The organism is Paenarthrobacter sp. 2TAF44, assembly GCF_052114885.1.
Classification (GTDB): Bacteria; Actinomycetota; Actinomycetes; order Actinomycetales; family Micrococcaceae; genus Arthrobacter.
In genome coordinates this window covers 19,070-42,350 of the sequence record NZ_JBFRFP010000005.1, presented here as the reverse complement: position 1 = coordinate 42,350, position 23,281 = coordinate 19,070, and the positions used below count along the sequence as shown (strand labels likewise).

At 62.7% G+C, this 23,281-nt stretch carries 19 protein-coding genes; 13 read left to right on the top strand and 6 right to left on the bottom strand.

The window, feature by feature from the left end; all coding sequences use genetic code 11:
* Window positions 1-11: 11 nt before the first annotated feature.
* Together AB4Z15_RS07005 and AB4Z15_RS07000 are read left to right on the top strand one after the other, a co-directional pair.
* Complete coding sequence (locus AB4Z15_RS07005; protein WP_442016698.1) at window positions 12-677, top strand: class I SAM-dependent methyltransferase; 666 nt, start codon at window positions 12-14, stop codon at window positions 675-677.
* 9 nt (window positions 678-686) lie between these two features.
* The gene (locus AB4Z15_RS07000) at window positions 687-1,208 is read left to right on the top strand and encodes a gamma carbonic anhydrase family protein (protein ID WP_442016697.1); all 522 of its coding nucleotides are present in this window, start codon (window positions 687-689) and stop codon (window positions 1,206-1,208) included.
* 119 nt (window positions 1,209-1,327) lie between these two features.
* On the opposite strand, the gene AB4Z15_RS06995 is transcribed toward AB4Z15_RS07000, so the two are convergent.
* Window positions 1,328-3,034 carry a flavin monoamine oxidase family protein gene (locus tag AB4Z15_RS06995; RefSeq protein WP_442016696.1) on the bottom strand — a complete coding sequence of 569 codons (1,707 nt, stop codon included), beginning with the start codon at window positions 3,032-3,034 and terminating at the stop codon, window positions 1,328-1,330.
* Entirely contained in the window at window positions 3,034-4,515 is a 1,482-nt protein-coding gene (locus AB4Z15_RS06990; RefSeq protein WP_442016817.1) for an amino acid permease, read from the bottom strand. Before AB4Z15_RS06990 ends, AB4Z15_RS06995 begins: the two co-directional genes overlap by 1 nt.
* Before the next feature lie 140 nt (window positions 4,516-4,655).
* Here AB4Z15_RS06990 and alr point away from each other — a divergent pair, with 140 nt between their 5' ends.
* Together alr and AB4Z15_RS06980 are read left to right on the top strand one after the other, a co-directional pair.
* A complete protein-coding gene (gene alr, locus AB4Z15_RS06985; protein ID WP_442016695.1) occupies window positions 4,656-5,903 on the top strand; it encodes an alanine racemase in 1,248 nt (415 codons plus the stop codon).
* On the top strand, window positions 5,893-7,512 hold the full coding sequence (locus AB4Z15_RS06980; RefSeq protein ID WP_442016694.1) for a PucR family transcriptional regulator: 1,620 nt from the start codon (window positions 5,893-5,895) through the stop codon (window positions 7,510-7,512). The genes alr and AB4Z15_RS06980 overlap by 11 nt, the downstream gene beginning before the upstream one ends.
* Here the strand turns inward: AB4Z15_RS06980 and AB4Z15_RS06975 are convergent.
* On the bottom strand, window positions 7,509-8,315 hold the full coding sequence (locus AB4Z15_RS06975) for a carbon-nitrogen hydrolase family protein (protein ID WP_442016693.1): 807 nt from the start codon (window positions 8,313-8,315) through the stop codon (window positions 7,509-7,511). The genes AB4Z15_RS06980 and AB4Z15_RS06975 overlap by 4 nt on opposite strands.
* Window positions 8,316-8,566: 251 nt before the next feature.
* Here AB4Z15_RS06975 and AB4Z15_RS06970 point away from each other — a divergent pair, with 251 nt between their 5' ends.
* The 7 genes from AB4Z15_RS06970 to AB4Z15_RS06940 all read left to right on the top strand — a co-directional run bounded on the left by AB4Z15_RS06970 (window position 8,567) and on the right by AB4Z15_RS06940 (window position 18,033).
* Complete coding sequence (locus AB4Z15_RS06970) at window positions 8,567-9,757, top strand: ROK family transcriptional regulator (RefSeq protein WP_442016692.1); 1,191 nt, start codon at window positions 8,567-8,569, stop codon at window positions 9,755-9,757.
* Window positions 9,758-9,886: 129 nt separating this feature from the next.
* On the top strand, window positions 9,887-11,446 hold the full coding sequence (mmsA, locus tag AB4Z15_RS06965; RefSeq protein WP_442016691.1) for a multiple monosaccharide ABC transporter ATP-binding protein: 1,560 nt from the start codon (window positions 9,887-9,889) through the stop codon (window positions 11,444-11,446).
* 45 nt (window positions 11,447-11,491) lie between these two features.
* A complete protein-coding gene (mmsB, locus tag AB4Z15_RS06960) occupies window positions 11,492-12,760 on the top strand; it encodes a multiple monosaccharide ABC transporter permease (protein ID WP_442016690.1) in 1,269 nt (422 codons plus the stop codon).
* A 52-nt stretch (window positions 12,761-12,812) separates the two neighbouring features.
* Window positions 12,813-13,910, top strand: a complete 1,098-nt coding sequence (locus AB4Z15_RS06955; protein ID WP_442002705.1) for a substrate-binding domain-containing protein — start codon at window positions 12,813-12,815, stop codon at window positions 13,908-13,910.
* A 394-nt stretch (window positions 13,911-14,304) separates the two neighbouring features.
* On the top strand, window positions 14,305-15,714 hold the full coding sequence (locus AB4Z15_RS06950) for an MFS transporter (protein WP_442016689.1): 1,410 nt from the start codon (window positions 14,305-14,307) through the stop codon (window positions 15,712-15,714).
* 199 nt (window positions 15,715-15,913) lie between these two features.
* Window positions 15,914-17,338, top strand: a complete 1,425-nt coding sequence (locus AB4Z15_RS06945) for an ABC transporter permease (RefSeq protein ID WP_442016688.1) — start codon at window positions 15,914-15,916, stop codon at window positions 17,336-17,338.
* Window positions 17,339-17,340: 2 nt separating this feature from the next.
* Window positions 17,341-18,033 carry an ABC transporter ATP-binding protein gene (locus AB4Z15_RS06940; protein WP_442016687.1) on the top strand — a complete coding sequence of 231 codons (693 nt, stop codon included), beginning with the start codon at window positions 17,341-17,343 and terminating at the stop codon, window positions 18,031-18,033.
* On the opposite strand, the gene AB4Z15_RS06935 is transcribed toward AB4Z15_RS06940, so the two are convergent.
* The 3 genes from AB4Z15_RS06935 to AB4Z15_RS06925 are packed head-to-tail and all read right to left on the bottom strand — an operon-like array spanning window position 18,011 to window position 21,038.
* Window positions 18,011-19,192 (bottom strand): ABC transporter permease, encoded by a 1,182-nt coding sequence (locus tag AB4Z15_RS06935; protein ID WP_442016686.1) that lies wholly within the window; start codon window positions 19,190-19,192, stop codon window positions 18,011-18,013. The genes AB4Z15_RS06940 and AB4Z15_RS06935 overlap by 23 nt on opposite strands.
* The gene (locus AB4Z15_RS06930; protein ID WP_442002591.1) at window positions 19,189-19,935 is read right to left on the bottom strand and encodes an ABC transporter ATP-binding protein; all 747 of its coding nucleotides are present in this window, start codon (window positions 19,933-19,935) and stop codon (window positions 19,189-19,191) included. The genes AB4Z15_RS06935 and AB4Z15_RS06930 overlap by 4 nt, the downstream gene beginning before the upstream one ends.
* A 5-nt stretch (window positions 19,936-19,940) precedes the next feature.
* Complete coding sequence (locus AB4Z15_RS06925) at window positions 19,941-21,038, bottom strand: hypothetical protein (RefSeq protein ID WP_442016685.1); 1,098 nt, start codon at window positions 21,036-21,038, stop codon at window positions 19,941-19,943.
* A 184-nt stretch (window positions 21,039-21,222) separates the two neighbouring features.
* Between AB4Z15_RS06925 and AB4Z15_RS06920 the strand changes: the two genes are divergently transcribed.
* Together AB4Z15_RS06920 and AB4Z15_RS06915 are read left to right on the top strand one after the other, a co-directional pair.
* Window positions 21,223-22,152 (top strand): hypothetical protein, encoded by a 930-nt coding sequence (locus AB4Z15_RS06920; RefSeq protein WP_442016684.1) that lies wholly within the window; start codon window positions 21,223-21,225, stop codon window positions 22,150-22,152.
* Between the two features lie 28 nt (window positions 22,153-22,180).
* Window positions 22,181-23,251, top strand: a complete 1,071-nt coding sequence (locus tag AB4Z15_RS06915) for a Gfo/Idh/MocA family protein (protein ID WP_442016683.1) — start codon at window positions 22,181-22,183, stop codon at window positions 23,249-23,251.
* The last annotated feature ends 30 nt before the right edge of the window (window positions 23,252-23,281 follow it).

Sequence of the window (23,281 nt, the reverse complement as noted above, 5' to 3'; positions counted from 1 at the left end):
AAGCTGGGGGTATGCAGGGCATCCCCGAAGCTGACCACGAAGCTGACCTCGCAGTTTTCTACGACCGCCAAGCACCCGTCCGGAACACGCGGGCCCTCACCCCGCACAGGGTCGAGTGCCGGGATTGGTTCATCCGCCTCCTGAAGGATGAGCACCGGCATTCCGTGTTCGAGCTGGGCAGCGGGACCGGCGTGGAAGGCTTGGAGTTTGTCCGTGCAGGCCTGCATTACACCGGTGTGGACCTGTCCTCGGAGAGTGTTCACGTGGCGCGCTCGGCCGGGTTGGACTGCTCGGTTGCGAGTGGTCGTGAGCTACCGTTTCCCGGTTCAGTCTTCTCCGCCGTGTGGACCATGAGCACCCTTCTACACGTCCCCAACAACAGGATTCACGACGTCGTCAGCGAACTTGTGCGGGTCAGCGCGGCTGGTGCGCCAATCGCCGTCGGGCTTTGGTCAGGTGAGGATGAAGAGGTCCTCAACCCGGAGGACGTGGAAGAACCCCGACGTTTCTTCAGTCGCCGCAGCGACGACACCCTTCGGCGGATCTTCGGCGAGCACGGCTCGATTGAGCATTTCCGGACCTGGCCGGAGGGTATCGGTGTCGAGTCCGGGCCGGGCGCGGGCAACTGGACGCAGCACTACCAGTTCCTGGTCCTGCGCACCCCCGCACCCAACTAGGCTGGGCTCATGGCTCCCTCTTACACTTTCGCCGGGGACACCCCGGCCATCCATGAATCTGCGTTCGTCGCGCCCACCGCTTCCATCATCGGCAAAGCGACTTTGGCCGAGGACTCCAGCGCCTTTTACGGGGTTTCGGTCCGTGCCGATACGGCTGCCATCAGCGTCGGCGCCGGCTCCAACCTGCAGGACAACGTGGTCCTGCACGCCGACCCCGGATTCCCCTGCACCGTTGGCGAGCGTGTCTCCATTGGACACAGTGCAGTGGTCCACGGCTGCACTGTGGAGGACGACTGCCTTATCGGTATGAGCGCCACCATCCTTAACGGGGCAGTGATTGGAACGGGCTCGCTCATTGCAGCTGGCGCCGTGGTCCTTGAAGGCACAGTCATTCCGCCGCGCTCACTCGTAGCGGGCGTCCCCGCAAAGGTGCGCCGCGAATTGACCGACGAGGAGTTCGAAGGCGTCAAACACAACGCCGCCCACTACAAGGAACTCGCCGCGGCACACAGGGAAATGCACGCGTCTTAAAAATGCGAGGCCTGCTCTGCATCCCCACCGCCTCCCTGACTTCGCAAGCTCAGCGAGGGAACCCGGGCGGTGTGGGCCCTGCGATTGGTTTAGGACGCAGAGCAGGCCCCGCAACGCAACTAGTCCAGGGAAATTGGCCCGAACTCGTCCAGCAGATCCCCCGGACCCGGATTGCCGGCAACGGAGGATCCGCCCAAGTGGTTCACTACGCCCCACACGGCGTTCAGGCCTGTGGTCACGGCGCCCTCGGCCCAGCCTGCGGTGAAGGACACGTCGTCACCGGCGAGGAAGATGCCGCGCTGGCTTTCCGGTAGCTGATCCTGCTTGAAGTGGGTGAAGAGCCGCTGCTGGTACCGGTAATGGCCCGGCAGGTTGGCTTTGAAAGCACCCATGAAGTTGGGGTCTGCTTCCCAGGACACAGTGATCGGCTGCCCGACGATGTGGCTGGCGATGTCCACGCCCGGGTAGATCTGTTCCAGCGAGTGCAGCATCAGCTTGACGCGTTCTTCGGCAGTCAGGGCAAGCCACTTCAGGGCGTCATCGTTCCATGTGTAGGACAAGAGGATGACAGCGGGCTTGTCAGGGCCGTCGTCGAGCAAGTATGTGGCCCGGTTGAGGCGGTCGGTGAGCGTCATGGACAAGACTTCGCGCCCGGTTTCCGGATCGATGTCCTTCCAGAAGGGCCGGTCCACCATCACGAATGTCTTGGACGACTGCATGTAGTGCGAGCGCTCGATCGCCGTCCACAGCTCGGCCGGGAACAGCGCCTCTTCGGTGTGGATGCGCGTGGACAGCAGCCATGACTGGCAGGTGGTCACCACCGCTGGGTACGTGGCTTCGCGTCCCCAGTTTTCGCGGACTACCAGGTCCCCGTTGTCCGCGCGGCGGATGTTGTCCACGGCTCCGCGCGGTGAGCCGGAGTGCAGCGACGACAGTGACGTGCCTTGGGGCCAGTATTTAAGGTTCGACGGCGCGTGGTTCCAGAGCGCCTCGGGGAGCCTTTGCGCTCCTCCCGAAATGAGCCGGTGCTGGTCGTCTGCATCGGTGTAGACCACCCGGAGGATCTCCAGGATGGAGTTGGGGAAATCGGTGTCCCAGCCTCCGGTGCCGAAGCCCACTTGGCCGAAAGCTTCGCGGTGCGCGAAGCCGGCTTCCTTGAAGGACTTGCTGGCTGCGATGAATCCGTAGAACGTTTGCTCGTCCAATTCGGGCAGGAGTACGTTCCAGAGTTCCTTGATCCGCTTGGTATCGCGGGCTTTGATAGCTTCCTGCATTTCAGCAAACGCAGCGCCATCGTTGACGGCAGCCTTCCAGGCATCGGCCACTTCACGGAAAAATTCCGGTAGCTCGTCGGCCGTGGTGGCGTAGTGCTTCTTGCCCGCGAGTTCGATCACGGTGCTGGACGTCGCCGGGGCCATCGGGTTGGGGAAGTCCTGCGTTTCCAAGCCAAGAAGGTCCACGTAGTGATAGAAAGCCTTGCCGGAGACTGGAAAGCGCATGCCGCCAAGATCTGCCACGACGCCGGGCGCCGAGGGGAAGCTCGCCGTGCGAAGACGACCACCGATCTGGTCGGCCTCGTACATCACGGGCTTGAGGCCGAGCTTCATGAGCTCATAGGCGGTGACCAGCCCTGACAGGCCAGCGCCGATGACGGCTACTTCCGTGCCGTACAGCTCTTCCGGAATGCTTCCGAGTCCGTCCGGGTGCGCCAGGTAATGGTCATAGCTGAAGGGAAAGTCCGGGTTCAGCATGGTGATGGGGGCTTCGCCTGCCTCCGCCGCGGAAGCGTCGACGTCGGCTGTGGGAAGTTCGGTAGCGATTGTCATCAGTTTGCGGCTTTCACAGTTTCCGGGCTCACGGCCCTGGTTGTCAGTTCACGGTAGTCCTCATCGCTAAGCGCGGCTACCTTGGAATTCCGGCGTCCATAGCCGAAGTAGATGGCGATGCCCACCAGCATCCAAACCCCGAAGGTGATCCAGGTGTCAGCGCCGAGGTTGAGCATCAGGAAGGCACACATCAGCGTGCCCAGGATCGGAGTGATCGGGTACAGCGGAACCCGGAAACTGCGGTCAAGGTCCGGGCGGTTGCGCCGGAGATAGATCACGGCGACGTTGACCAGCGCGAAGGCAAAGAGCGTACCGATACTCGTTGCATCGGCCAGGGCACCCAGCGGGACCAAGCCTGCGGTAAGCGCGACGGCGGTTCCTACTATCAGGGTTCCGGCGACTGGCGTGCCGGTGCGGCGGGAGACGCGGCCGAAGACCTTGGGCACCATGCCGTCGCGGGACATCGAGAGCAGAATGCGGGTCTGGCCGTAAAGGACAGTCAGCACGATGCTGGCGATGGCAAGCACTGCACCGGCCGAGAAGACCAGGGCGATCCACGGCTGCCCGGTGATCTCGTGCAGGATCTGGACCAGGGCAGCTTCCGTGCCGTCGAACCAGCCCCACGGACGGGCGCCGATCGCGGCAATGGATACGAGGACATAGATGCTGGTGACAATCACCATGGAGAGCAAGATGGCGCGTGGCAGGTCCCGCTTGGGGTTCCTGGCTTCCTCGCCGGCAGTGGAGGCGGCATCGAATCCAATGTAGGAGAAGAACACGCTTGACGCTGCGGCGGAGACACCGGCTGCACCCATCGGCATGAGGGGCTCGAAGTTACCGGCGTTGAAAGCGGTGAAAGCTACTGCGCAGAAGAAGATCAGGATGGCTACTTTGATGATGACGATCGCGGTGTTGATCCATGCGCTTTCACGGGCGCCCCGAACCAGGAGGGCCATGGCAAGGACCACGATCACCACGGCGGGAACATTTACTACCCCACCGTCGCCCGGCGGCTGGCTCATGGCATCGGGCAGGACCTGTCCAAACGCAGCCAGGGTCTCGTTCACGTACTGGCCCGCGCCCACTGCAACAGCTGCCACGGAGACCGCATACTCCAGCACCAGGCACCAACCGCAGATCCAGGCCATGCCCTCGCCCATGGTGGCGTAGGAGTACGAGTAGCTGGAGCCTGCCACCGGGACGAGCCCGGCCATCTCCGCGTAGGACACTGCCGAGAAGAGAGCAGCCAAACCAGCGATCACGAAGGAGATCCAGATGGCCGGGCCTGCCAGCGGCACAGACTCGCCAAGGATCACCAGGATCCCGGTACCCAGCGTTGCACCGACGCTGATCATGGTCAGCTGGAGTACCCCGAAGCTGCGCACCAGCGGGGTGCCGCCTTCGCCGGTTCCGGCCTCGTCAGCCATCTGCCCGATCGGCTTGCGGCGCAGGAGTTGGGCACCGAGGCTTGGCCTGGCCATGCTCGCTGCCGTTGATGTTTGAGTGTTCACAGGCACAGTCACCCTTGACGTCCCTTCAAAGTAGTTTCGATTTCCCCTCCACAAGACTGGCATGTGAGCCACCTCTCACCACGGTGCAAAATGACCTATAGTGTTCAACCATGAGACGTATTGCACAGTACCAAGAGGGCGGCTCGCTGGCCCTCTCCGGTCAGGTCAGAGTGGACCTGTCCGCTATTTCAGACAACATCAATGCCCTGAAGAACCGCACCGACGCACCGTTCTTCATGGCCGTGGTCAAGGGCAACGCCTACGGTCACGGGCTCGTGGAAGTAGCCCGCACGGCCGTTGAATCCGGCGCTGACTGGCTCGGAACCGCGCAGCTCACCGAGGCCATCGCCCTGCGTAAAGCCGGCATCACAGAACCGATCCTTTCGTGGCTGTATCTGGCATCCCAGACGAGCGCCACCATCCTGGAAGCACTGGAAAACAACATCGATGTCTCCCTCGGAAGCGTCCACCAACTCCAGGTGCTGGCAGGCATCGCCGAACGCCTTGGCCGTCCCGCCGTCGTACATCTTGAACTGGACAGCGGGCTAAGCCGCGGCGGGGCGCGCAAGGAGGATTGGGCCGAACTTGTAGCTCATGCCCGGCAAGCGGAAGTGGACGGCACGGTGCTGGTCCGCGGCATCTGGACGCATCTGGCGTGGGCCGATGTGCCCGCGCATCCTGGGAACGCCAGCGCTGTTGTGGAGTTCGAGGACGCCGTCCGCGAGGCACGCGCCGCCGGACTCAAACCCGAACTGAGGCACGTTTCCAGCTCAGCCAACATCCTGGACCGCCCGGAATTCCACTTCGACATGGTCCGGGCTGGACTCGCAATCTACGGCCTCGCTCCCGCAGACCACCTCAACCCGACCGACTTCGGATTGCGGCCGGCCCTCAGCGTCACCGCCCCCTTGGTGATGGTCAAAAAGGTCCCCGCAGGCACGGGCGTCAGCTACGAGCACCAGGCCATCACCTACGAACCCCGCTATCTGGGCCTCATTCCCCTTGGCTACGCGGACGGCATCCCGAAAGGCATCAGCGGCCGCTCAGTGGTGAACATCGGAGGCCGCAGCGTCCCGGTTATCGGCAAGGTCTGCATGGACCAGTTCATGGTGGACCTCGGACCTGACGCGACCGGGATCGACGTCGGCGATACTGCGGTGTTGTTTGGCGATCCGGCCACCGGTGCGGCGAGCGCCGACGATTGGGGCGCTGCAATCGGCAGCCACGGGGATGAAATCATCAACAGGATTGCGCCGCGATTGCCGCGCGTATACACCTCCGCGACAGAAGCAGACGCCGCCTACGACTGCCCCGACTACCAGGAGCCGGCAGCCGCCGGGCAGGACAATGTTGCCTGAGCCCGCCACCGCCCGCCTCAGCTTCGTCACGCTTGAGCAGTTCCTGGAGCAGCTGCCGCCCGATTTGAAAATGCTTCACGACGGCGGCAGCGGCGCCTCGCTGCTGCGATGGGTGGAACCCAGCGAGCTGGAGGACCCGACCCCATATCTTCCGGAGGGCGAGTTCCTGCTGACCGCCGGGCTGCCTTTCCTTGGGAAGGGCGGCTCGGCGGCCAGCGTGGACGCCTATGTGCGGCGGCTGGTGGGTGCGAAGGTAGCGGCGCTCGGATTCGGCATCAGGCCCTATTTCGACGCCGTCCCCGACGTCCTCCTCGACGCCTGTCGCAGGCACAACCTCACCCTGTTTGAGGTCCCGGAGTCCGTGCCGTTCGCCGCGATTGGCTTGGAGTTCTCCCAGCTCCTGGAATCGGACAACGCCCGCGTATTCCGGCAATTGGCCGAAACCAACCGCCAACTCATGCGGGCAGTCCTTTCCCCCAGGCCGGAGCACGAACTGCTGGCAGCCCTCGTCCAGCGGGTGCCCGTGTGGGCGCTGCTGGTTGGGGCCGACGGACGGGTGCGGGCGCGCGGCCACAATGCCGGCGGAAGCACCGGCGTCGAGCATTCCTTGTTGGCGCCACTGCTGGAACGGTTGCTGACCGGCAGCGGACCGCGCGTGGAGATGGACGGTTTCGAGCAGCCTGGATCTGCTCTAGTGTTCGGTCATCCGCTGCGCAGTACCAAGGACGCGAACCTCGGGGCGCTGATTCTTGGCTCGGACGCTCCCCTGACGCCCGCGCAGAACAATGTTGTGCAGTCGGCGGTGGGTTTGCTGGAGCTGCTGGTCCGTCAACGAACCAGCGGGTCCCTTGCTCCGAGCCAGCTTGCCACGGCCCTGCTCCTGCATCCGGACACCTTGGCCACAGGCGGCACCAAACACGTCAATGGTCTCAAGGACCTGCTGGCGCAAAGCCTCTCCTCCACCCGCTCGGGCCAAATGCGCGTGGTGCAGGGCATCAAGGCGGACTCGCCTGACTGGCCTGCCGGTGACGGCCCAGTCCGTGAGCTGTTGCAGTGGCGGAGGCTGTTCGATACGAAGCTCGTGGAAATTACCGACTACGGTTTCGCTGCCATCACCCGGCTGAAGGTGGATGACGCGCTGCTTGCCGACGTCGAGAAGCTTGGGTGGAGGCTGGCGATCGGCGAGCCGACCGAACTCACCGGGCTTGCCGCGGCTTATCAGCGGGTGGGTTCGCTGCGGAGCCGGGTGTTGTCCAGCGGGAAAAGTGTCCGCGTGGAGGAAGTGCAGTGGTCGGTCACTGGTCTTCTGGGACGTGAGGCAGGGACCATGCTGGCCGAGCGACTCCTTGCCCCGGTGTTGTCCTTGGAACCTGATCGCCGCGACCCACTGCTGTCAGTACTGCGCGGCTGGCTCAGCGAAAACGGCAGCTGGGACGGTTCCGCCAAGCTCCTGGGCCTGCACCGCAACAGCGTCCGACGGCAAATAGGCGTCCTCGGCGAGCTGCTCGACATGGACCTGAACCAGGCGCAGGTCCGGGCCGAACTGTGGATCGCCCTGCAGTATGCGGACGAGCTTGTTGCCGGGTTGTCCGGAGCCGACGGGGCCTAGGCGCTCTCTTCCCATTTCCGGTAGAGCTCAGGTCGCCGTTCGCGCAGATACGGGACTTCGTCTCGTGCCGCTTTCACCGTCTCCGTGCCCACCTCCGCGAAAAGGAGCGCCGCCGACTCCCCCGCCGCAGCGAGCAGCGAGCCATCGGGGCCGGCAACAACGCTGCCGCCGAGGAAGTTGTAGATGTCCTCGTGTCCACTGTGGTTGGCGTACGCCACATTGAGCTGGCTCTCCACCGCGCGGGCACGGATAAGGACCTGCGGCACGTTGTCGAACCCCACTGACAACGCCGTGGGGACCAGCAGGAGTTCGGCCCCGCGGGTCGCCGCTGCCCGGACTGCCTCCGGGAACTCAACGTCATAGCAAATCAGCATCGACGTGCGGATCCCGTTGAAATCCACGACGGCGGGAGGTTCTTGGGCGCCCACGAACGCTTTGCGCTCCTCCCCGCCAAAGAGGTGGACCTTGGCATAGTGGAGGAGTTCCTCGCCGTTGGCGTTCACGAGGGTGGCGGTGATGTGCCAGCCGTTGTCTTCGGGAGCTGGCGCCGGAAGGCTGTAGACGAGGCCGATGTTGTGCTGGCGGGCGATGCCGGAAAGGCGTTCGCGGATGCCCGGGAGCGTTGCCGGATCCAATTCGGCGTGAAGCCGCAGCGGGGCGTAGCCCACCGGAAAGAGCTCCGGGGTCAGGAGCAACCCGGCCCCCGCCTGTGAGGCGCGCCGGGCGGCGTCGTCGATCGTGCGCAGGTTGGCCTCAACGTCCAGGACGGAAGCGTTGGCCTGCAGGACGGATAGCAGCATCATTACCACCTTGGTTGCACCGGGTACCGGACCGCAGAGGGCCGGAAGTCTTCTTGTTTCCAGAGTAGGCCTGTGGTCTGACACGTGGAGCGGGGCATTTGGACCCGGAGCCCCGGAAAGTGGGACGCATTGCACGCACACCAGGCCCCACAACGGAGGAGCGGGTGCACATTGCGTTGGAGTATGTCGGGAAAGCTTGATTCCTTGTGTTCACTTCTTGACTACAAGGTTGCTTTTGGGGCAATCTTCTTGTCATGCCCGCTATGCAGCGCTCAACGAAGAGCCAACCACGAAAACCCGGCTCGCAATCCGCGCTCCGGCACCTGAACCAGCAACGCATTATCGAGTGCTTGTTGAGCGGGCCGTCGACGCAAGCCGAGCTGTCCAGGCAGACCGGGCTCTCCACCGCCACGGTGTCCAACATCGTGAAAATCATGCAGGACGCAGGCCTCGTTTCCACGGAGCCAACCACCAGCTCCGGACGCCGGGCAACCAACGTGAGGTTGAACAGCAACGGTGCGGTCGCCGTCGGAATTGATTTCGGCCGGCGCCATCTAAGGGTGGTCCTGGCATCGCTCGGATACCACGTCATCGCCGAGGATTTCATTGAACTTCCACTGGGCCATCATGCGGAGGAAGGCATCGCGGCCGCTGTCCGGTTGCTGGGGCGATTGCTCGCAGAAAATGGCATCGATCCGAGCGCGGTGGTGGGCGCAGGCGCCGGTATTCCCGGGCCGATTGACCGCCGAACAGGGACTGTTGCCCAAGGCGCCATCCTGCCCGAATGGGTGGGAATCGACATCCTTCACAGGCTCGAAGAAGCCCTGAATTGCCCCGTATTTGTTGACAACGACGCCAATCTTGGGGCCTTGTCAGAGGTGACGTGGGGACCCCACAGCGGCGTATCCAACCTGATGTTCCTGAAGATCGGATCCGGTATCGGTTCCGGCCTGATTCTCAACGGCGTGCCCTACTACGGGAATGTGGGTATCACGGGCGAAATCGGCCACGCGACCATCCATGAGCACGGGCTGGTGTGCCGATGTGGGAACCGCGGCTGCCTGGAAACCATCGCCTCCACCACCACCATGATTGAGTTGCTGGGCCGCGGCAAGGAGACATCACTAACGCCCCAGGACATCGTCCGGAATTGCCTCGCAGGTGACTCCGCAACCCAGCGCGTCGTGGATGACGCAGGCCTTGCCGTGGGGCGCGCACTGGGCAACGTCGCCAACTTGATCAACCCTGAAGTGATCGTCGTGGGTGGCCCCCTGGCGGGACTGGGCAGCCTCCTCTTGGACCCCATTCGACGGGGGCTCGTTCGTCACGCTGTGCCCGTTGTAGGCGAAACAACCCACCTCGCAATGTCGTCCTTGGGAGCGCGTGCGGAAGCACTTGGAGCGGCTGCTTTAGTGTTCCAACACGCTGGAATTACTGGTAGGTAACGAAATCGTTAGCTGGATCTTGTGTTCAAGTCTTGACGACAAGATAGGTGATCCAGTTTACTTTTTCATCAGACAGCTCCGCCGTTTGGGGAGCGACAACGAAGTCATGCATTGGAGGCGTAAGGGCTAATGACAACAACCCCTGACACGCAAGACGAACCCATCCTCTTGGAGATGCGCTCGATCACGAAGGAATTTCCCGGCGTGAAGGCTTTGTCGAATGTGAGCCTGCGCGTAAAGGCCGGCGAGATCCACGCTATCTGTGGAGAAAACGGCGCCGGAAAATCCACGCTGATGAAGGTTCTTTCCGGGGTCTACCCCTATGGCAGCTACACGGGAGACATCGTGTACATGGCCGAAAAGCAGCAATTCAAAGACATCCGCGCAAGCGAAGCTGCAGGCATCGTCATCATCCATCAGGAGCTGGCGTTGATCCCTGAACTGTCCATCATGGAAAACATCTTCCTGGGCAACGAGCCGACCAAGTGGGGTGTTATCGACTGGGCGGAGGCCCGGAAACGCTCCACGGAACTGCTGGCCAGAGTTGGTCTCCGTGAGGACCCGGACACTCCCATCAAGGAAATTGGCGTCGGCAAGCAGCAGTTGGTGGAAATCGCCAAGGCGCTGAACAAGTCCGTCCGCCTGCTGATCCTGGACGAGCCCACAGCAGCCCTGAACGAATCCGACTCCCAGCACCTGCTGGACCTGATCCTGGGCCTGAAGGGCAAGGGCATCACCTCGATCATCATTTCCCACAAGCTCAACGAGATCGAACAGATTGCCGACGAGATCACCATCATTCGCGATGGCAAGTCGATCGAAACGTTGAACGTCAAGCGGGACGGCGTTGACGAAGACCGCATCATCAAGGGCATGGTGGGCCGGACACTCGAGTCCCGATTCCCGGATCATGAGCCGAAAATCGGTGAGGTCTTCTTCGAGGTCAAAGACTGGACCGTGGCGCACCCGCAGATCCAGGATCGCCTGATCTGCAAGGGCTCCAACTTCTATGTACGACGCGGTGAAATCGTGGGATTCGCGGGACTGATGGGAGCCGGCCGCACGGAACTTGCCCGCTCGCTCTTCGGTCACTCCTATGGCCGCTTCATCAAAGGACAGGTTTACAAGGACGGCAAGCCGGTCAACCTTCGCAGCGTCCGTGCGGCCATCGACGCCGGACTGGGCTACGTCACTGAAGACCGGAAATCCCTCGGCCTGAACCTGCTGGATGACATCAAGGCCACCACGGTTGCAGCAAACCTCCGCGCGATCAGCAAGTACACGGTGGTGGACGAGCGCAAGGAGTTCTCGGTTGCCGAGGAGTACCGAAAATCCCTGCGCACCAAGACCCCGTCGGTGGAGGAAGGCGTGGCCAAGCTCTCCGGGGGAAACCAGCAGAAAGTGGTGCTGGCCAAATGGATGTTCACCGATCCGGATCTCCTTATTTTGGATGAGCCCACCCGAGGGATCGACGTGGGCGCCAAGTACGAGATCTACGGCATCATCCAGAGGCTGGCGAACCAGGGCAAGGGAGTGATTGTCATTTCCTCGGAGCTCCCCGAACTCCTGGGCCTGTCCGACCGCATCTACACCATCTTCGAGGGCGCCATCACAGGTGTCCTGGACAAAAACGAAGCAAGCCAGGAAAGCCTCATGAAACTCATGACGTCCTCCCGCAAGGCCGCCTGACCTGTTGGCCCAGACTCACCCCTTCCTGACACAAGGACCAAAACAATGAACGCGCTCAAGAAGCTATTTGGTGGCAATACCCGCCAGTTCGGCATGATCTTCGCCCTGGTGGCACTTATCGTCTTCTTCCAGATCTTCACCGAGGGCCGGACGCTGACCCCGGGCAACGTGATCAACCTGTTCAACGGCAACTCCTACATCCTGATCCTGGCCATCGGCATGGTCCTGGTCATCATTGCCGGCCACATCGACCTCTCTGTGGGCTCGGTAGCCGCATTTGTGGGTGTCTCCGTGGCCCTCGCAATCCGGGACTGGGGTATTCCCTGGTACATGGGCGTGCTGTTCGGGCTTGTACTCGGAGCGATCATCGGGGCTTGGCAAGGATTCTGGACAGCGTATGTGGGCATCCCTGCCTTCATCGTGACGCTGGCAGGCATGCTCCTGTTCCGCGGTTTCAACCAGTTCGTAGGCAAATCCAACACCATCCCCGTCCCCAGCGACTTCCAGTACCTGGGTTCTGGCTACCTGCCTGAAATTGGCCCGAACACGGGCTTCAACAATCTCACCTTGTTGCTGGGCATCCTGGCTGCGGCATTCGTTGTCCTCATGTCCCTGCGGGCTCGCGCCACCAACAAGGCCCTGGGCGCAGATGTCCCCGAGCTCTGGGTTGAGGTCACCAAGCTGGTCCTGATCTGCGGTGCCATCCTCTACGCCACGTACCTGTTCGCTACCGGCCGCCCCGGAACGTCCTTCCCCATCCCCGGTTTGATCCTGGCCGTGCTGGTCCTGATCTACGGTTTCATCGCTGACAAGACCGTCCTGGGCCGCCACGTCTACGCCGTGGGTGGTAACCGGCACGCAGCAGAACTGTCCGGCGTGCAGTCCAAGAAGGTCAACTTCATGGTCATGCTCAACATGTCCGTCCTTGCAGGCCTCGCCGGCATGATCTTCGTTGGCCGCTCCACCGCATCCGGTCCCTTTGACGGCGTCGGTTGGGAACTGGACGCAATCGCAGCCGTGTTCATCGGTGGCGCCGCAGTTACCGGCGGCGTTGGTACCGTGATCGGCTCGATCGTCGGTGGCCTGGTGATGGCTGTGCTGAACAACGGCCTCCAACTCCTGGGCGTAGGCGCCGACCTCACCCAGATCATCAAGGGCCTGGTACTGCTGATCGCTGTTGCCTTCGACGTCTACAACAAGACCCAGGGCAAGCGCTCCATCACTGGCCTGCTGCTGAAGAACTTCCAGCGCAACAACGAAATCAAGCCGGACGAAACCACGTCCACCAAAGAGGTCATCTCCAAGGAAGCCTGACCGGTTTCCGCCTGACTCGCTCCACCCCACCACACAGAAAGTGAACCAAGATATGCGAATGTTTGGTAAAGCAGGAAAGGCAGCAGCAGTAGCTGCCATCGCGGCACTGGCGCTGACAGCCTGCGGCCGCTCTGACAGCGGCTCAAGCAGCAGCACTGCTGGCGGGGAAGCGTTCCCCAAGGACTCGCTGATCGGCGTCGCCCTTCCGCAGAAGACCAGTGAGAACTGGGTCCTCGCGGAGAAGCTGTTCAACGACGGCCTCAAGGGTGCCGGCTTCAAGGCCGACGTCCAGTTCGCCAACGGCGGCGTGTCCGAGCAGCAGAACCAGATCAGCGCCATGGTCACCAAGGGTGCCAAGGTCATCATCGTTGGCGCAATCGACGGCGCGCAGCTGGGTACGCAGCTCAAGCAGGCCAAGGACTCCGGCGCGACGGTCATTGCTTACGACCGTCTGCTCCTGAACACGGAGAACGTGGACTACTACGTGGCGTACGACAACTTCAAGGTCGGCGTGCTGCAGGGCCAGGCCCTGCTGGACGGATTGAAGGCCAAGAAGCCCTCCGGTCCGTACAACATCGAGCTCTTCGCGGGTTCCCCGGATGATGCCAACGCCAAGGTGTTCTTCGACGGCGCCATGAGCGTGCTGAAGCCGAAGATCGACGACGGAACGCTCAAGGTCCTCTCCGGCCAGACTGCTTTCGAGCAGGCTGTTACCCAGGGCTGGAAGGCTGAAAACGCCCAGCGTCGTGCTGACACCCTGCTGACCGGCAGCTACGGCACCGCATCCCTGGATGGCGTTCTCTCCCCGAACGACACCCTGGCCCGTGCAGTGCTGACGTCCGTCAAGGCCGCCGGCAAGCCGCTCCCCGTGGTAACAGGCCAGGACTCCGAGGTTGAGTCCGTCAAGTCGATCATGGCTGGCGAGCAGTACTCCACCATCAACAAGGACACCCGCAAGCTGGTTGAGCACGCCATCACCATGGTGAAGGACCTGCAGGCTGGCAAGCAGCTGGAAATCAACGACAAGGATTCCTACAAGAACGGTGTCAAGACTGTTCCGGCTTACCTGCTCCCGCCGCAGATCGTGACGGCAGCCAACGTCAAGACGGCTTACGTGGACGATCCGGTACTCGGGCCGATCACCAAGTAACACCGCTTAGCACCAAGCAGTAGCAAGCAACAGCAAGCCCCGGTCCGCCAGCATTCAGCCGGCGGGCCGGGGCTTTCGCTTGCCCGAACCGTTTTCCGCGATGCTTCTGTGTCCGTCGATCCCGGAGTTTGCGGACGCGGCCACATACAACCAATTAACTTGTCAAGCCCTTGACCGGGGCGGATCGCACCCTTAGAGTTCTGATATATGAGTCATATGTCACATGTGGCCGACCCGAAATCATCTCGCAAGTCCTGCGCGGCCATATCGGCTGGCATCAAGCCAGTCGGCATCGTCCACCGGTCGCTAAGGGCTTCGGCTGTCCGTGCATCCATGAAACGGCGCTCTGGTGCCGTCAACGGTTTGCGCTGAAGCCAGAAGGGAACAAATCTCAATGATCCATCCGACCAGGACGACGGACTCCGTCGACACCTCCACATCAAAAGAGACCAGCTCCAAGTTCAAACGCCGCTTTATGGTGCGGCTCGTCGCTGTCTTCATCGGTGGGATGTTCCTCGACGGTTACATCCTCGGAATTATCGGCCCCGTCACCGGACTCATGCGGTCAGAGCTCCAGCTCGACGCACTATCTCTGGGCATGATCGCCGCGGGCCCGCTGGTCGGTATCTTCGTCGGCTCCCCGCTGGCCGGCTGGGCTACTGACAAGTTCGGACGCAAGCCCATGTTCCTCGTGGACATGGGACTGTTCCTGGTCGCTTCAGGGGCCCAGTTCTTCGTAACCTCCGGAGACGGGGCCGTGATCCAGCTGGCCGCCATCCGGTTCCTCATGGGCGTCGCGATCGGCGGCGAGTACTCAATCGGTGGGCCATTGCTATCAGAGTTCTCCCCTCCGAAGCTGCGCGGGCGATTGCTCGGGCTGACTCTGATCGCCTGGTACGTCGGTTTCATGATGGCATTCATCATCGGCACGCTCCTCCACGACGCCGGCACCCCCTGGCGCCTGGTCATCGGCACCAGCACGATACTCGCATTGGTCCTGTTCCTCGCCCGCATTGGCCTCCCCGAATCGCCGAGCTGGCTCATTACGAAGGGACGGCACAAGGAAGCACTCGCGATCGCACACAGATATGTCGAATCGCCCCAAATGCACGACAGCATCACCGGTGAGATCGATCTGAGGATGATCCAGGAGGCCCAAGCCGCGAAGAGCAGGACCAAAATCAAGGGCGCCTCCTTCGGAATGCTGTTCTCGAAGCAGAACTGGCGCGCCACCCTCTTCACCTCAGGCTTTTGGTTCTGCGCGGTCACTCCGTACTTCGCGATCGCGACCTTCGCCGACGACGTGCTCGACCAATTCGGCTTCGGCGGCTGGACCGGTGGAGTCGGCCTGTCCGCCCTTGCGGCCGCAGGTGTTGTCATCACCGTACTTCTGATTGATAAGCTCGGCCGCCGAATCCTCACTGTGCCCGGGCAGTGGCTCTGCGCAGGCATCCTGCTGATCATCGGAGTCTGGGCGGACGCACCAGCGATCATCGTGCTCGTACTGTTTCTCGCCTTCTCCTTCTTCAATGCCGGCTACACCACGATGACCCAGGTCTATCCGGCCGAGGTATTCCCCGGCCACCTGCGCGGCATCGGCATGGGCTTCGCCGCGGCCTTCAGCCGCATCGGAGCCGCACTCGGCACCTTCGCCCTGCCATGGGCGATCGCCAACATCGGCCTGGGCCCAAGCATGGTCGTAGCCGCCGCCGTCGCATTGCTTGGCGCAGTCCTCTCGCAATGGCTCGCGCCTGAGACCAAGGGACGCACCCTCGCCGAAATCTCAGCAAACTTCTCCCACTGACACCAGGACTGCACGGTGAACCCGTGCCGGGCTCAGGATTCTGAGCCCGGCACGGGTTTTTGGCTCCTTAACGAGCCCGCCACTTTTCACAGCCCACGCATAGCTTCGGCTGGCTTCCCGCACAGCAGCGCTCAGCAGTGTTGGACCTGTAGCCCGCGCGCCAGCGGTCTGCGGAACTCAGCAGGTCCAAAGGAGAAACGTGAGCGTCCTTGCCCGAAGCGTAGGCAATGCCTTCCGCAACAAAATCAGAACGGCCGCGGTAGTCGCCGTGCTTGCCGTAGCGATCGGCCTGGCATTGGCCATGCTTGTGGCCAACCAGGCCGTGGGTGCCAAGGTCCAGGAGCTGAACGCTTCCGTGGGCACCACCCTGACGGTGAATCCGGCTGGCGGGCAGGGCTTCGAAGGTGGTGGCGAACCGCTCACCGCTGCTCAAGCTCAGACGGCCGCCGCCGTCAGTAACGTTACGTCCGTGGTCGGCACTAAGGCTCTGCGTTTGCAGACAGCGACCGCAGAAACAAGCACCACCCAGGCCGCTCAAGGCGGTTTCGGTCCCGGTGGGCAGCAACCTTCGGTCACCACCAACCTCACGGCAGCCATCGACGCCGGCACCCTCGGCAACCGCAACGGCTCCGCGGGTAACACTGGGGGTACAGGCACCGCCCAACGAGTTCGCACCCTTCCCATTACGGCCACGGGTATCGGCGCCGAGGTTGACAGCGCTGGCAAGGCCCTGGACATCACCAGCGGCACCGGCCTGGGCGACTACACCACGGCGGCGGCCAAGGCTCTGGTGGGAACGACGCTGGCGCAAAAGAACAACCTCACCGCGGGTTCCACCTTCACCATCCAGGACAAGACGTTCACCGTCGCGGGCATCTTCGACGCCGGAACCGCCTTCGGAAACAACGCCGTCTACGTCACCCTTCCGGAAGCCCAAACCCTGGCGGGAACTCCCGACGAACTCTCCACCATGATCGTCACGGTCAACAGCATGGAGAACGTCGACAGCACCAAGACGGCAGTCCAGTCCGCCTTGGGAACCGGGAAGGCCGACGTCACCCAAGGCCAGCGCAACCTCGAAACCGCGGTCAGCTCGCTGGACAGCGTGAAGAACATCTCCCTGGTCGCGTTCATTGCAGCACTGGCTACAGCCGGACTGATCATCCTGCTGATCATGGTGATGTTGGTCCGCGAGCGCCGCCGCGAAATTGGCGTGTTGAAGGCCATCGGTGCCCGGAACCGCACTATCGGCCTGCAGTTTGTCCTTGAATCGCTGGTCCTCGTGGCCTTGGGCAGCGTGGTGGGTGCGGCTATTGCGTCGCTCGCCAGCGGCGGTATCGCGTCAGCGCTGATCAGTTCAAACACCACCACGACGGCGGCCCCAACCACCCAGCGCGGAGCCGGCTTTGGCGGGGGTGGCTTTGCCGGCGGCGGCTTCGCCGGTGGGCAGGGCGGTCCATTTGGCGGGGCCTCCCAACTGCTCACGTCCGTCACGGCGAGCGCCTCCCCCGGCGTCATTGCTGCAGGCATCGCCGCGGTCTTCACCGTGGCCATCATCGGCGCATTGGTCCCGGCCTTGCTGACCGCGCGCATCCGTCCCATCGAAGTACTCCGAGGAGAATAGCCGTGATTGAAGTCAAGGACCTGGTCCGTCAGTTCAAGTCCGGTGACAGGACCATCAAGCCTGTCAATGGTGTGAGTTTCCAGCTGGAGAAGGGATCTCTGGCGTCGATCGTGGGCAAGAGCGGAAGCGGCAAAAGCACACTGTTGTCCCTCCTGGGTGCGCTGGACAAACCAACCAGTGGCGACGTCGTCGTGGATGGCGTGAGCTTGGCGGGGCTGCCGGAGAGCAAGCTGACCGAGTACCGCCGCCGCGATATCGGTTTCGTGTTCCAACAGTTCAACCTGATCCCGAACCTCAGCGCCGTGGACAACGTCATGCTGCCTATGGAGTTCGCCGGTGTCCGCAAGGCTGCACGGCTGAAACGGGCCAAGGAACTGCTGGAGCAGGTGCAGTTGGATCCGGAGAAGCAGTCCCGCCGGATCAATCGCCTGTCCGGTGGCGAGCAGCAGCGCGTCGCGATCGCGAGGGCGCTGGCCAACGAGCCCAAGCTGATCCTTGCCGATGAGCCCACGGGAAACCTGGATGAGCAGACCGGCGAGCACATCATCGAACTGCTGAGCTCACTGAGCCGCGACCACAACACCACCATCCTGGTAGTCACCCACGACCGCAGCCTGGCGCAGAAAGCGGACCGCTGCTTCCGGCTTCAGCAGGGCCGGCTTACAGAGGAGGTCAAAAGCGGATTGCATCGATGACCTTGACGCGCACCGCCACGAGCGCAGGAATGGCTCCGGCGAGTGCGCCCACAAGGACAGCCGCGCCAAAGCCCAGGAGCGCGGCATCGACGGGGAAGGACGGGTATTCGGTCAATCCCGGCGCTACCTTTGATTCGATCCAGGGGTTCTTCACCACTGCTACCGCCAGCATGACGCCCACCAGGCCGGCGACCGCGGTGGCTACTACGGATTCCATCATGACGCCGAAGAAGATGCGGCCGGACGTCGCGCCGAAGCTTCGCCGGATACCGATTTCCCTTACCCTGTAGCGCACGGTGACCATGGAGATGTTGAGCATTCCCACGGCTCCGAGCAGGAGCACCAGTCCGGCTACGCCGCCCACGATCCATTGGGCCGGTCCGAGTGGGTCACCGTAGGCGGCGAAGTCCATTCGGCTGGCTTGCGCGTAGTACCCGGGAAATTGACCTTGAAGGTCCGCGGAGATAGCGGCGGCCAGGGAATCGGCCTGGTCCTCCCCCACCCACACCTTGAACTCGGACATTTGGGATTCCATTCCGCTCATCGCGGCACCGGCGGTGAGGATGAAAGCGGCTGGCGGTTGCTGCGGATAGGCATCAGGCACGACGCCGATAATCACCGCAGTGGCAGGGTGATCCCCCGGGATGGTCACCGTTGGGCTGGTGGTCAGGTTGGGCGTTCCCGCCTGGTTGTAGAACGCTTCGGAGACGACGACGGCGGGTGCGAGCCGTTGGTCGTCGTCGGCGGCGAACCAGGTTCCCTGGGTGAGCGGTACGCGGTGGATGATGCCGTATCCAATGTCCACGATGGTCACGTCCACGTTGGTCACCCCACGCGGAAACTGGAAGCCCGCCTGGGTCCTGCCCACATGGGTGGACGTGGTGATGCCAAAGCGCTGTTGAATGCCTTCATAGACCTTCTCCAGTTTCGCAGGATCAGGCGAAGATGGGCCGTTCACACTCAGTGCCAGGGTGGCCACGCGGCCACCGTTGCGTTCGGACTGCACCTTGATCCCTTCACGGACCAGGCTGCCGATTCCTACCACCGACGTCAACGCTGCCACGGAAAGTGCCACGCCGAGGAGGGCCAAGAGGATGCGGACCTTGTTGATCCTGAGTTCCTGCCATGCTTCCACCATCGTGGACATGAAGCCGGTCATGCGCTGACTCCTGCTGTTTCGGCAACTGTCAGCGGCGTGAGCACTCCGGCGTCCAATCGATAGCAGGCGCGTGCCAGGGCGGCCACATTGGTATCGTGCGTGATGGTCACAAGTGCGGCCGCGGTTTCCGTGGCCACGGTGTCCAACAATGCCATGACAGCCTGTCCGGTTTCCACGTCCAAGGCGCCTGTTGGTTCATCCGCCAGAATTAGCCGTGGCCTGCGGACCAACGCCCGGGCGATCGCCACACGCTGCTGCTCCCCACCGGAAAGCATGTTCGGCATGGTGTTGGCCCGCGCTGCCAGGCCCACGCGGTCCAGCATGTCCATGGCCAGTTCACGCCGGCGCCAGAACTCGCGGCCTTTGGCGTAAAAGAGCGGCGTGATGACATTGTCCAGGGCATTGCGGCCCGGCAACAGGTTGAATTGCTGGAACACGAAACCCACCGTTGATCCACGCAGGCGGGCACGGGCGTTGCTGCTCAGCCGCTCGGCAGGGTTGCCGAGGAATTCCAGCTCACCGGACGTGGGGACATCCAGGAGGCCCAAGAGGTTGAGCAGCGTCGATTTTCCGCATCCTGAACGGCCAACAATGGCGGTGTGATCACCGCTCTGGACCTCAAGATCGATGCCGCGGAGAATGTGCAGTTGCTGCTCATCCGGCAGCGTCACCGAACGGGTGACTGAACGGAGACTGACGAGGGTTTCCTTGTTGCTTTCTACTACCTCTGCTGTTCCTGTCATGCGCTTCAGCCTGCCGGTCCGTAGACGGCTTGTCCCGGCCCCATCATGGGACCTGGGACAGCTGGAGCCCCGGGCACGAACTCAAGCACTTGCTCGCCCTCGGCCAGCCCTGAAACCACTTCAACCAACGCACCATCATTCAGGCCCAGCTGGACCGTGCGCTGCTCGGGGGCTGCGCCGCTCCCGGCTGCGCCCGCTATCCAGACAATGCCGTCCTTCACGCTGCCCTTCACCGAGGTCAAAGGAACAGTCACCACATCAGCGGCGACTCCAGCACTCACGGTCATGGTCGCTCCAAGGCCTGCGAAGACCTCATGCCCAGCCGGGATTGCGCAACTAAGCGTTCCCGTGGGCGTGCCACCTTCCTGCGACTGGCCACCGCCTCCGCCGGGGATTGCCACTGCCCCGCCGACGCCCATCCCAGCACCTCCGCCTGTGGACGACAAACCACCCGAGCCGCCTCCGCCGTCGTCGGAAGCGTTGTTCTTCAGTGTCACTTCGGTGCACTGGAACGGCGCCGGTCCACCCACCAAAGCGATCTCCGCCGGGCCCGGCTTGCCGAGCAGGCGGTACTGCTGGGCGGCGGTTACTGAGCCGGCCACGGTGTAGGTGCCGGGGTCGATCTTGCCGACGCTTTCCCCGACGCTCACTTGTTGGTCGATCAGCGTGGTCAAGGACTGCAGGGTCCCGCCGCTGGGGGCAAGGATGTCGAAGTAGTCAAAGACGGGCTTCGGCGTCGAGGACATTCCATCCTTGGACGGCTGCGTAGCTGTCACTGCGCGCTCGGCCTTAACCTGGAACAGGGCATCGCCCTTGGCCACCGCAGCGCCTTGTTCGACAAAAACCTTGATGACCTTGCCCGCGGACGTGCTCCGGACCGGATCGCCTGCGTCGCTCTGGACGGTGCCCTTGATTTCCACAGTATTGGTGACCGTAGCTCGCGTGGCCGGGACCACCGGGATGTCCACTTGCGCCAAGGGCGCCGGCCCGGAATCAGACGGCTTAAGGCCATCTACGAAAGCGATCTTGACCAAAGCCACCGCAATAATTGCGAAAACCACCAGCCAGGTAACCGGCAAAATGACACGCCGAAAAATACCCATCCCTGCTCCATTTCGGTAACTCCCCACAGAACCTCTGCGAGGGATGATTACCTCAGCCTAGGCGAGGATCTTTAGTGCGCCTGCCATTCGTATGACTTGACACGTTCGGGAACTGAGTGCCAACGCGGGTTGACGCGCTTCTGGACGCGGAGCATTCTGTGAGCAGGCGTAGGAGGTGGTGTGCGTGCCCCAACACCGTGAACCGGGCAGAGTCACTCCCTGGTACCGAAGCGGCAAGGCACTCGTCATTACGGCGGGAGCATTGGCGGCGGCCCTCATCAGTATCTTCGCCCTGTGGGACCGGCTGTTCCCGCCCAACATCGAAGACGTGGCAAACATCGAGTCCGTCACCATCGTCAAGCAGACCTCTTTGGCTGCTTTTGCCCCGGCGGACCTCGGCAAGGACCTCAACCTGAGTCCTGCGGCCGCGGTTGGTCTGAACCTACCCGCCTACAGCGCGAATTTGGCTGGCTCTTCGGGAACTACCAAGCCCACTCCGACCACAGCCCATCCAACCACCAGTCCGCCCACAACCCCGACGGTTACCCCGACTACTTCCACCACGTCCGCCACGACCACCGCCACCTCAACCGGTTCCCCCACCATGGCGAACAAGAATATCCCCCGCCCTCCGTCGCAGGCGTATCGCACCGCTGTGAAGGAACAAAAAGTACTCGAGGGCTATGTCCCCGATGCCCTGATCATCCTCCCGGCCCTCCTTCCCCCAGTGACGGTCAACCAGAATGGCGAACTGCTTCCAGCCGACCAAGCGGCCGCGGAACTCGTGAAGGCAATGGAGGAAGTAATCATCATCGACAGCACCCAGGGTAAGGATCCCCGTGGTTGGACGATAGCCGTCAGGGTTGACTTGGTGGGGCTTGCCCGGGTCCCCATGCTGCTGACGTGGTCCTTGGACGGCGTTGACGTCTCCGATAGTTGGAAGGCGGATAACCTCGCCTACAGAATCCAGGCGACAACAGAGCATGACGCCGGGGTTGCTGAAATCTGGGTGCCCGACCTCAAGAAAGCCGGCGCCTATGTGGTCAACGTGAAGCTCACTTTTGAATCCAACGGAACCATCGCAGACTTGGAGCAGCTGCAACTCCCCAGCTAGCTGGGCCGCGAATGAGAGGATGGCAGTCATGACGCTTCCTATCGCCAAACCGTGGCTGTCCAGCCAGACCAACCAGGATCCCCGGGCTGCCACCGGCCGCCGTTTGCGCTGGGGAGTGGTGTCCACGGGCAACATCGCCAACAGCGTTTCCCAGGACCTCTCCCTGCTGGAGGATGCAGAACTCTACGCGGTGAGCTCCAGGACCCAGGCAGCCGCGGACGCTTTTGCGCACACCCTTGGTTTCGCCAAGGCCTACGGGAACGACGCCGGCGTCCCCGGCTACCAGCGGCTGTTCGACGATCCGGCCGTGGACGTGGTTTACGTGGCCACACCCCACGCCCAGCACTTCCAGATTGCGGCAGCCGCACTCCGGGCCGGCAAGCATGTCCTCTGCGAGAAAGCCCTCACCATCAACGCCCGCGAAGCCACCGAGCTGGTGAAGTTGGCCCGCGAGCACAAGGTGTTCTTCATGGAGGCCGTCTGGAGCCGGTTCCTGCCCAGCATGCAGCGCGCCTTTTCCATCGCCGCATCAGGGGAAATCGGGCACACCCAGTGGGTCAGCGCGGACCTCGGATTCCCTGCGCCCTACGATCCCTCCGCCCGCATCTGGGCACTCAATGACGGTGGCGGCGCGCTATTGGACATCACCGTCTACCCGCTGCTCTGGGCCCTGGGAACATTGGGCTTCCCACAGTCTGTTGCCGCGATCGGCACCCTGAACGAGGACGGCGTTGACACCCAGAATGCGTTGACACTCGGTTACGCCAGCGGCGCCCAGGCGCAGCTGACGTCGTCCCTGACCGCCCATGGACCCAGGACTGCAACGGTAGCCGGCGGGCTCGGATATCTGCAGACCGTAGGTTCCGTGAACAATCCACGCGAACTGCTGATACGTGTTGGTTGGGACGAGCCGCGGCACGAACGGTTCGATGTGGTGGGCGTGGGCTACACCTACGAACTCCGCGAAGTGACCCGCTGCATTCAGCAGGGCCTGACGGAGAGCCCCGTGATGCCGTTGGAGGACTCCATCAACGTCATGCGCTTGTTCGACGGCGTGCGGTCACAGTTGGGCATCCGGTACCCGAACGACGCGCGGTGAGATTGGCCGGTCGGTGAGGTTGGCCCGCCG

Bases quoted from the DNA above. Each gene is read 5' to 3' on its own strand.
- AB4Z15_RS07005 (WP_442016698.1), top strand. From the start codon at position 12: ATGCAGGGCATCCCCGAAGCTGACCACGAAGCTGACCTCGCAGTTTTC.
- AB4Z15_RS07000 (WP_442016697.1), top strand. From the start codon at position 687: ATGGCTCCCTCTTACACTTTCGCCGGGGACACCCCGGCCATCCATGAA.
- AB4Z15_RS06995 (WP_442016696.1), bottom strand. From the start codon at position 3,034: ATGACAATCGCTACCGAACTTCCCACAGCCGACGTCGACGCTTCCGCG.
- AB4Z15_RS06990 (WP_442016817.1), bottom strand. From the start codon at position 4,515: ATGGCCAGGCCAAGCCTCGGTGCCCAACTCCTGCGCCGCAAGCCGATC.
- alr (WP_442016695.1), top strand. From the start codon at position 4,656: ATGAGACGTATTGCACAGTACCAAGAGGGCGGCTCGCTGGCCCTCTCC.
- AB4Z15_RS06980 (WP_442016694.1), top strand. From the start codon at position 5,893: ATGTTGCCTGAGCCCGCCACCGCCCGCCTCAGCTTCGTCACGCTTGAG.
- AB4Z15_RS06975 (WP_442016693.1), bottom strand. From the start codon at position 8,315: ATGATGCTGCTATCCGTCCTGCAGGCCAACGCTTCCGTCCTGGACGTT.
- AB4Z15_RS06970 (WP_442016692.1), top strand. From the start codon at position 8,567: ATGCCCGCTATGCAGCGCTCAACGAAGAGCCAACCACGAAAACCCGGC.
- mmsA (WP_442016691.1), top strand. From the start codon at position 9,887: ATGACAACAACCCCTGACACGCAAGACGAACCCATCCTCTTGGAGATG.
- mmsB (WP_442016690.1), top strand. From the start codon at position 11,492: ATGAACGCGCTCAAGAAGCTATTTGGTGGCAATACCCGCCAGTTCGGC.
- AB4Z15_RS06955 (WP_442002705.1), top strand. From the start codon at position 12,813: ATGCGAATGTTTGGTAAAGCAGGAAAGGCAGCAGCAGTAGCTGCCATC.
- AB4Z15_RS06950 (WP_442016689.1), top strand. From the start codon at position 14,305: ATGATCCATCCGACCAGGACGACGGACTCCGTCGACACCTCCACATCA.
- AB4Z15_RS06935 (WP_442016686.1), bottom strand. From the start codon at position 19,192: ATGACCGGCTTCATGTCCACGATGGTGGAAGCATGGCAGGAACTCAGG.
- AB4Z15_RS06930 (WP_442002591.1), bottom strand. From the start codon at position 19,935: ATGACAGGAACAGCAGAGGTAGTAGAAAGCAACAAGGAAACCCTCGTC.
- AB4Z15_RS06925 (WP_442016685.1), bottom strand. From the start codon at position 21,038: ATGGGTATTTTTCGGCGTGTCATTTTGCCGGTTACCTGGCTGGTGGTT.
- AB4Z15_RS06915 (WP_442016683.1), top strand. From the start codon at position 22,181: ATGACGCTTCCTATCGCCAAACCGTGGCTGTCCAGCCAGACCAACCAG.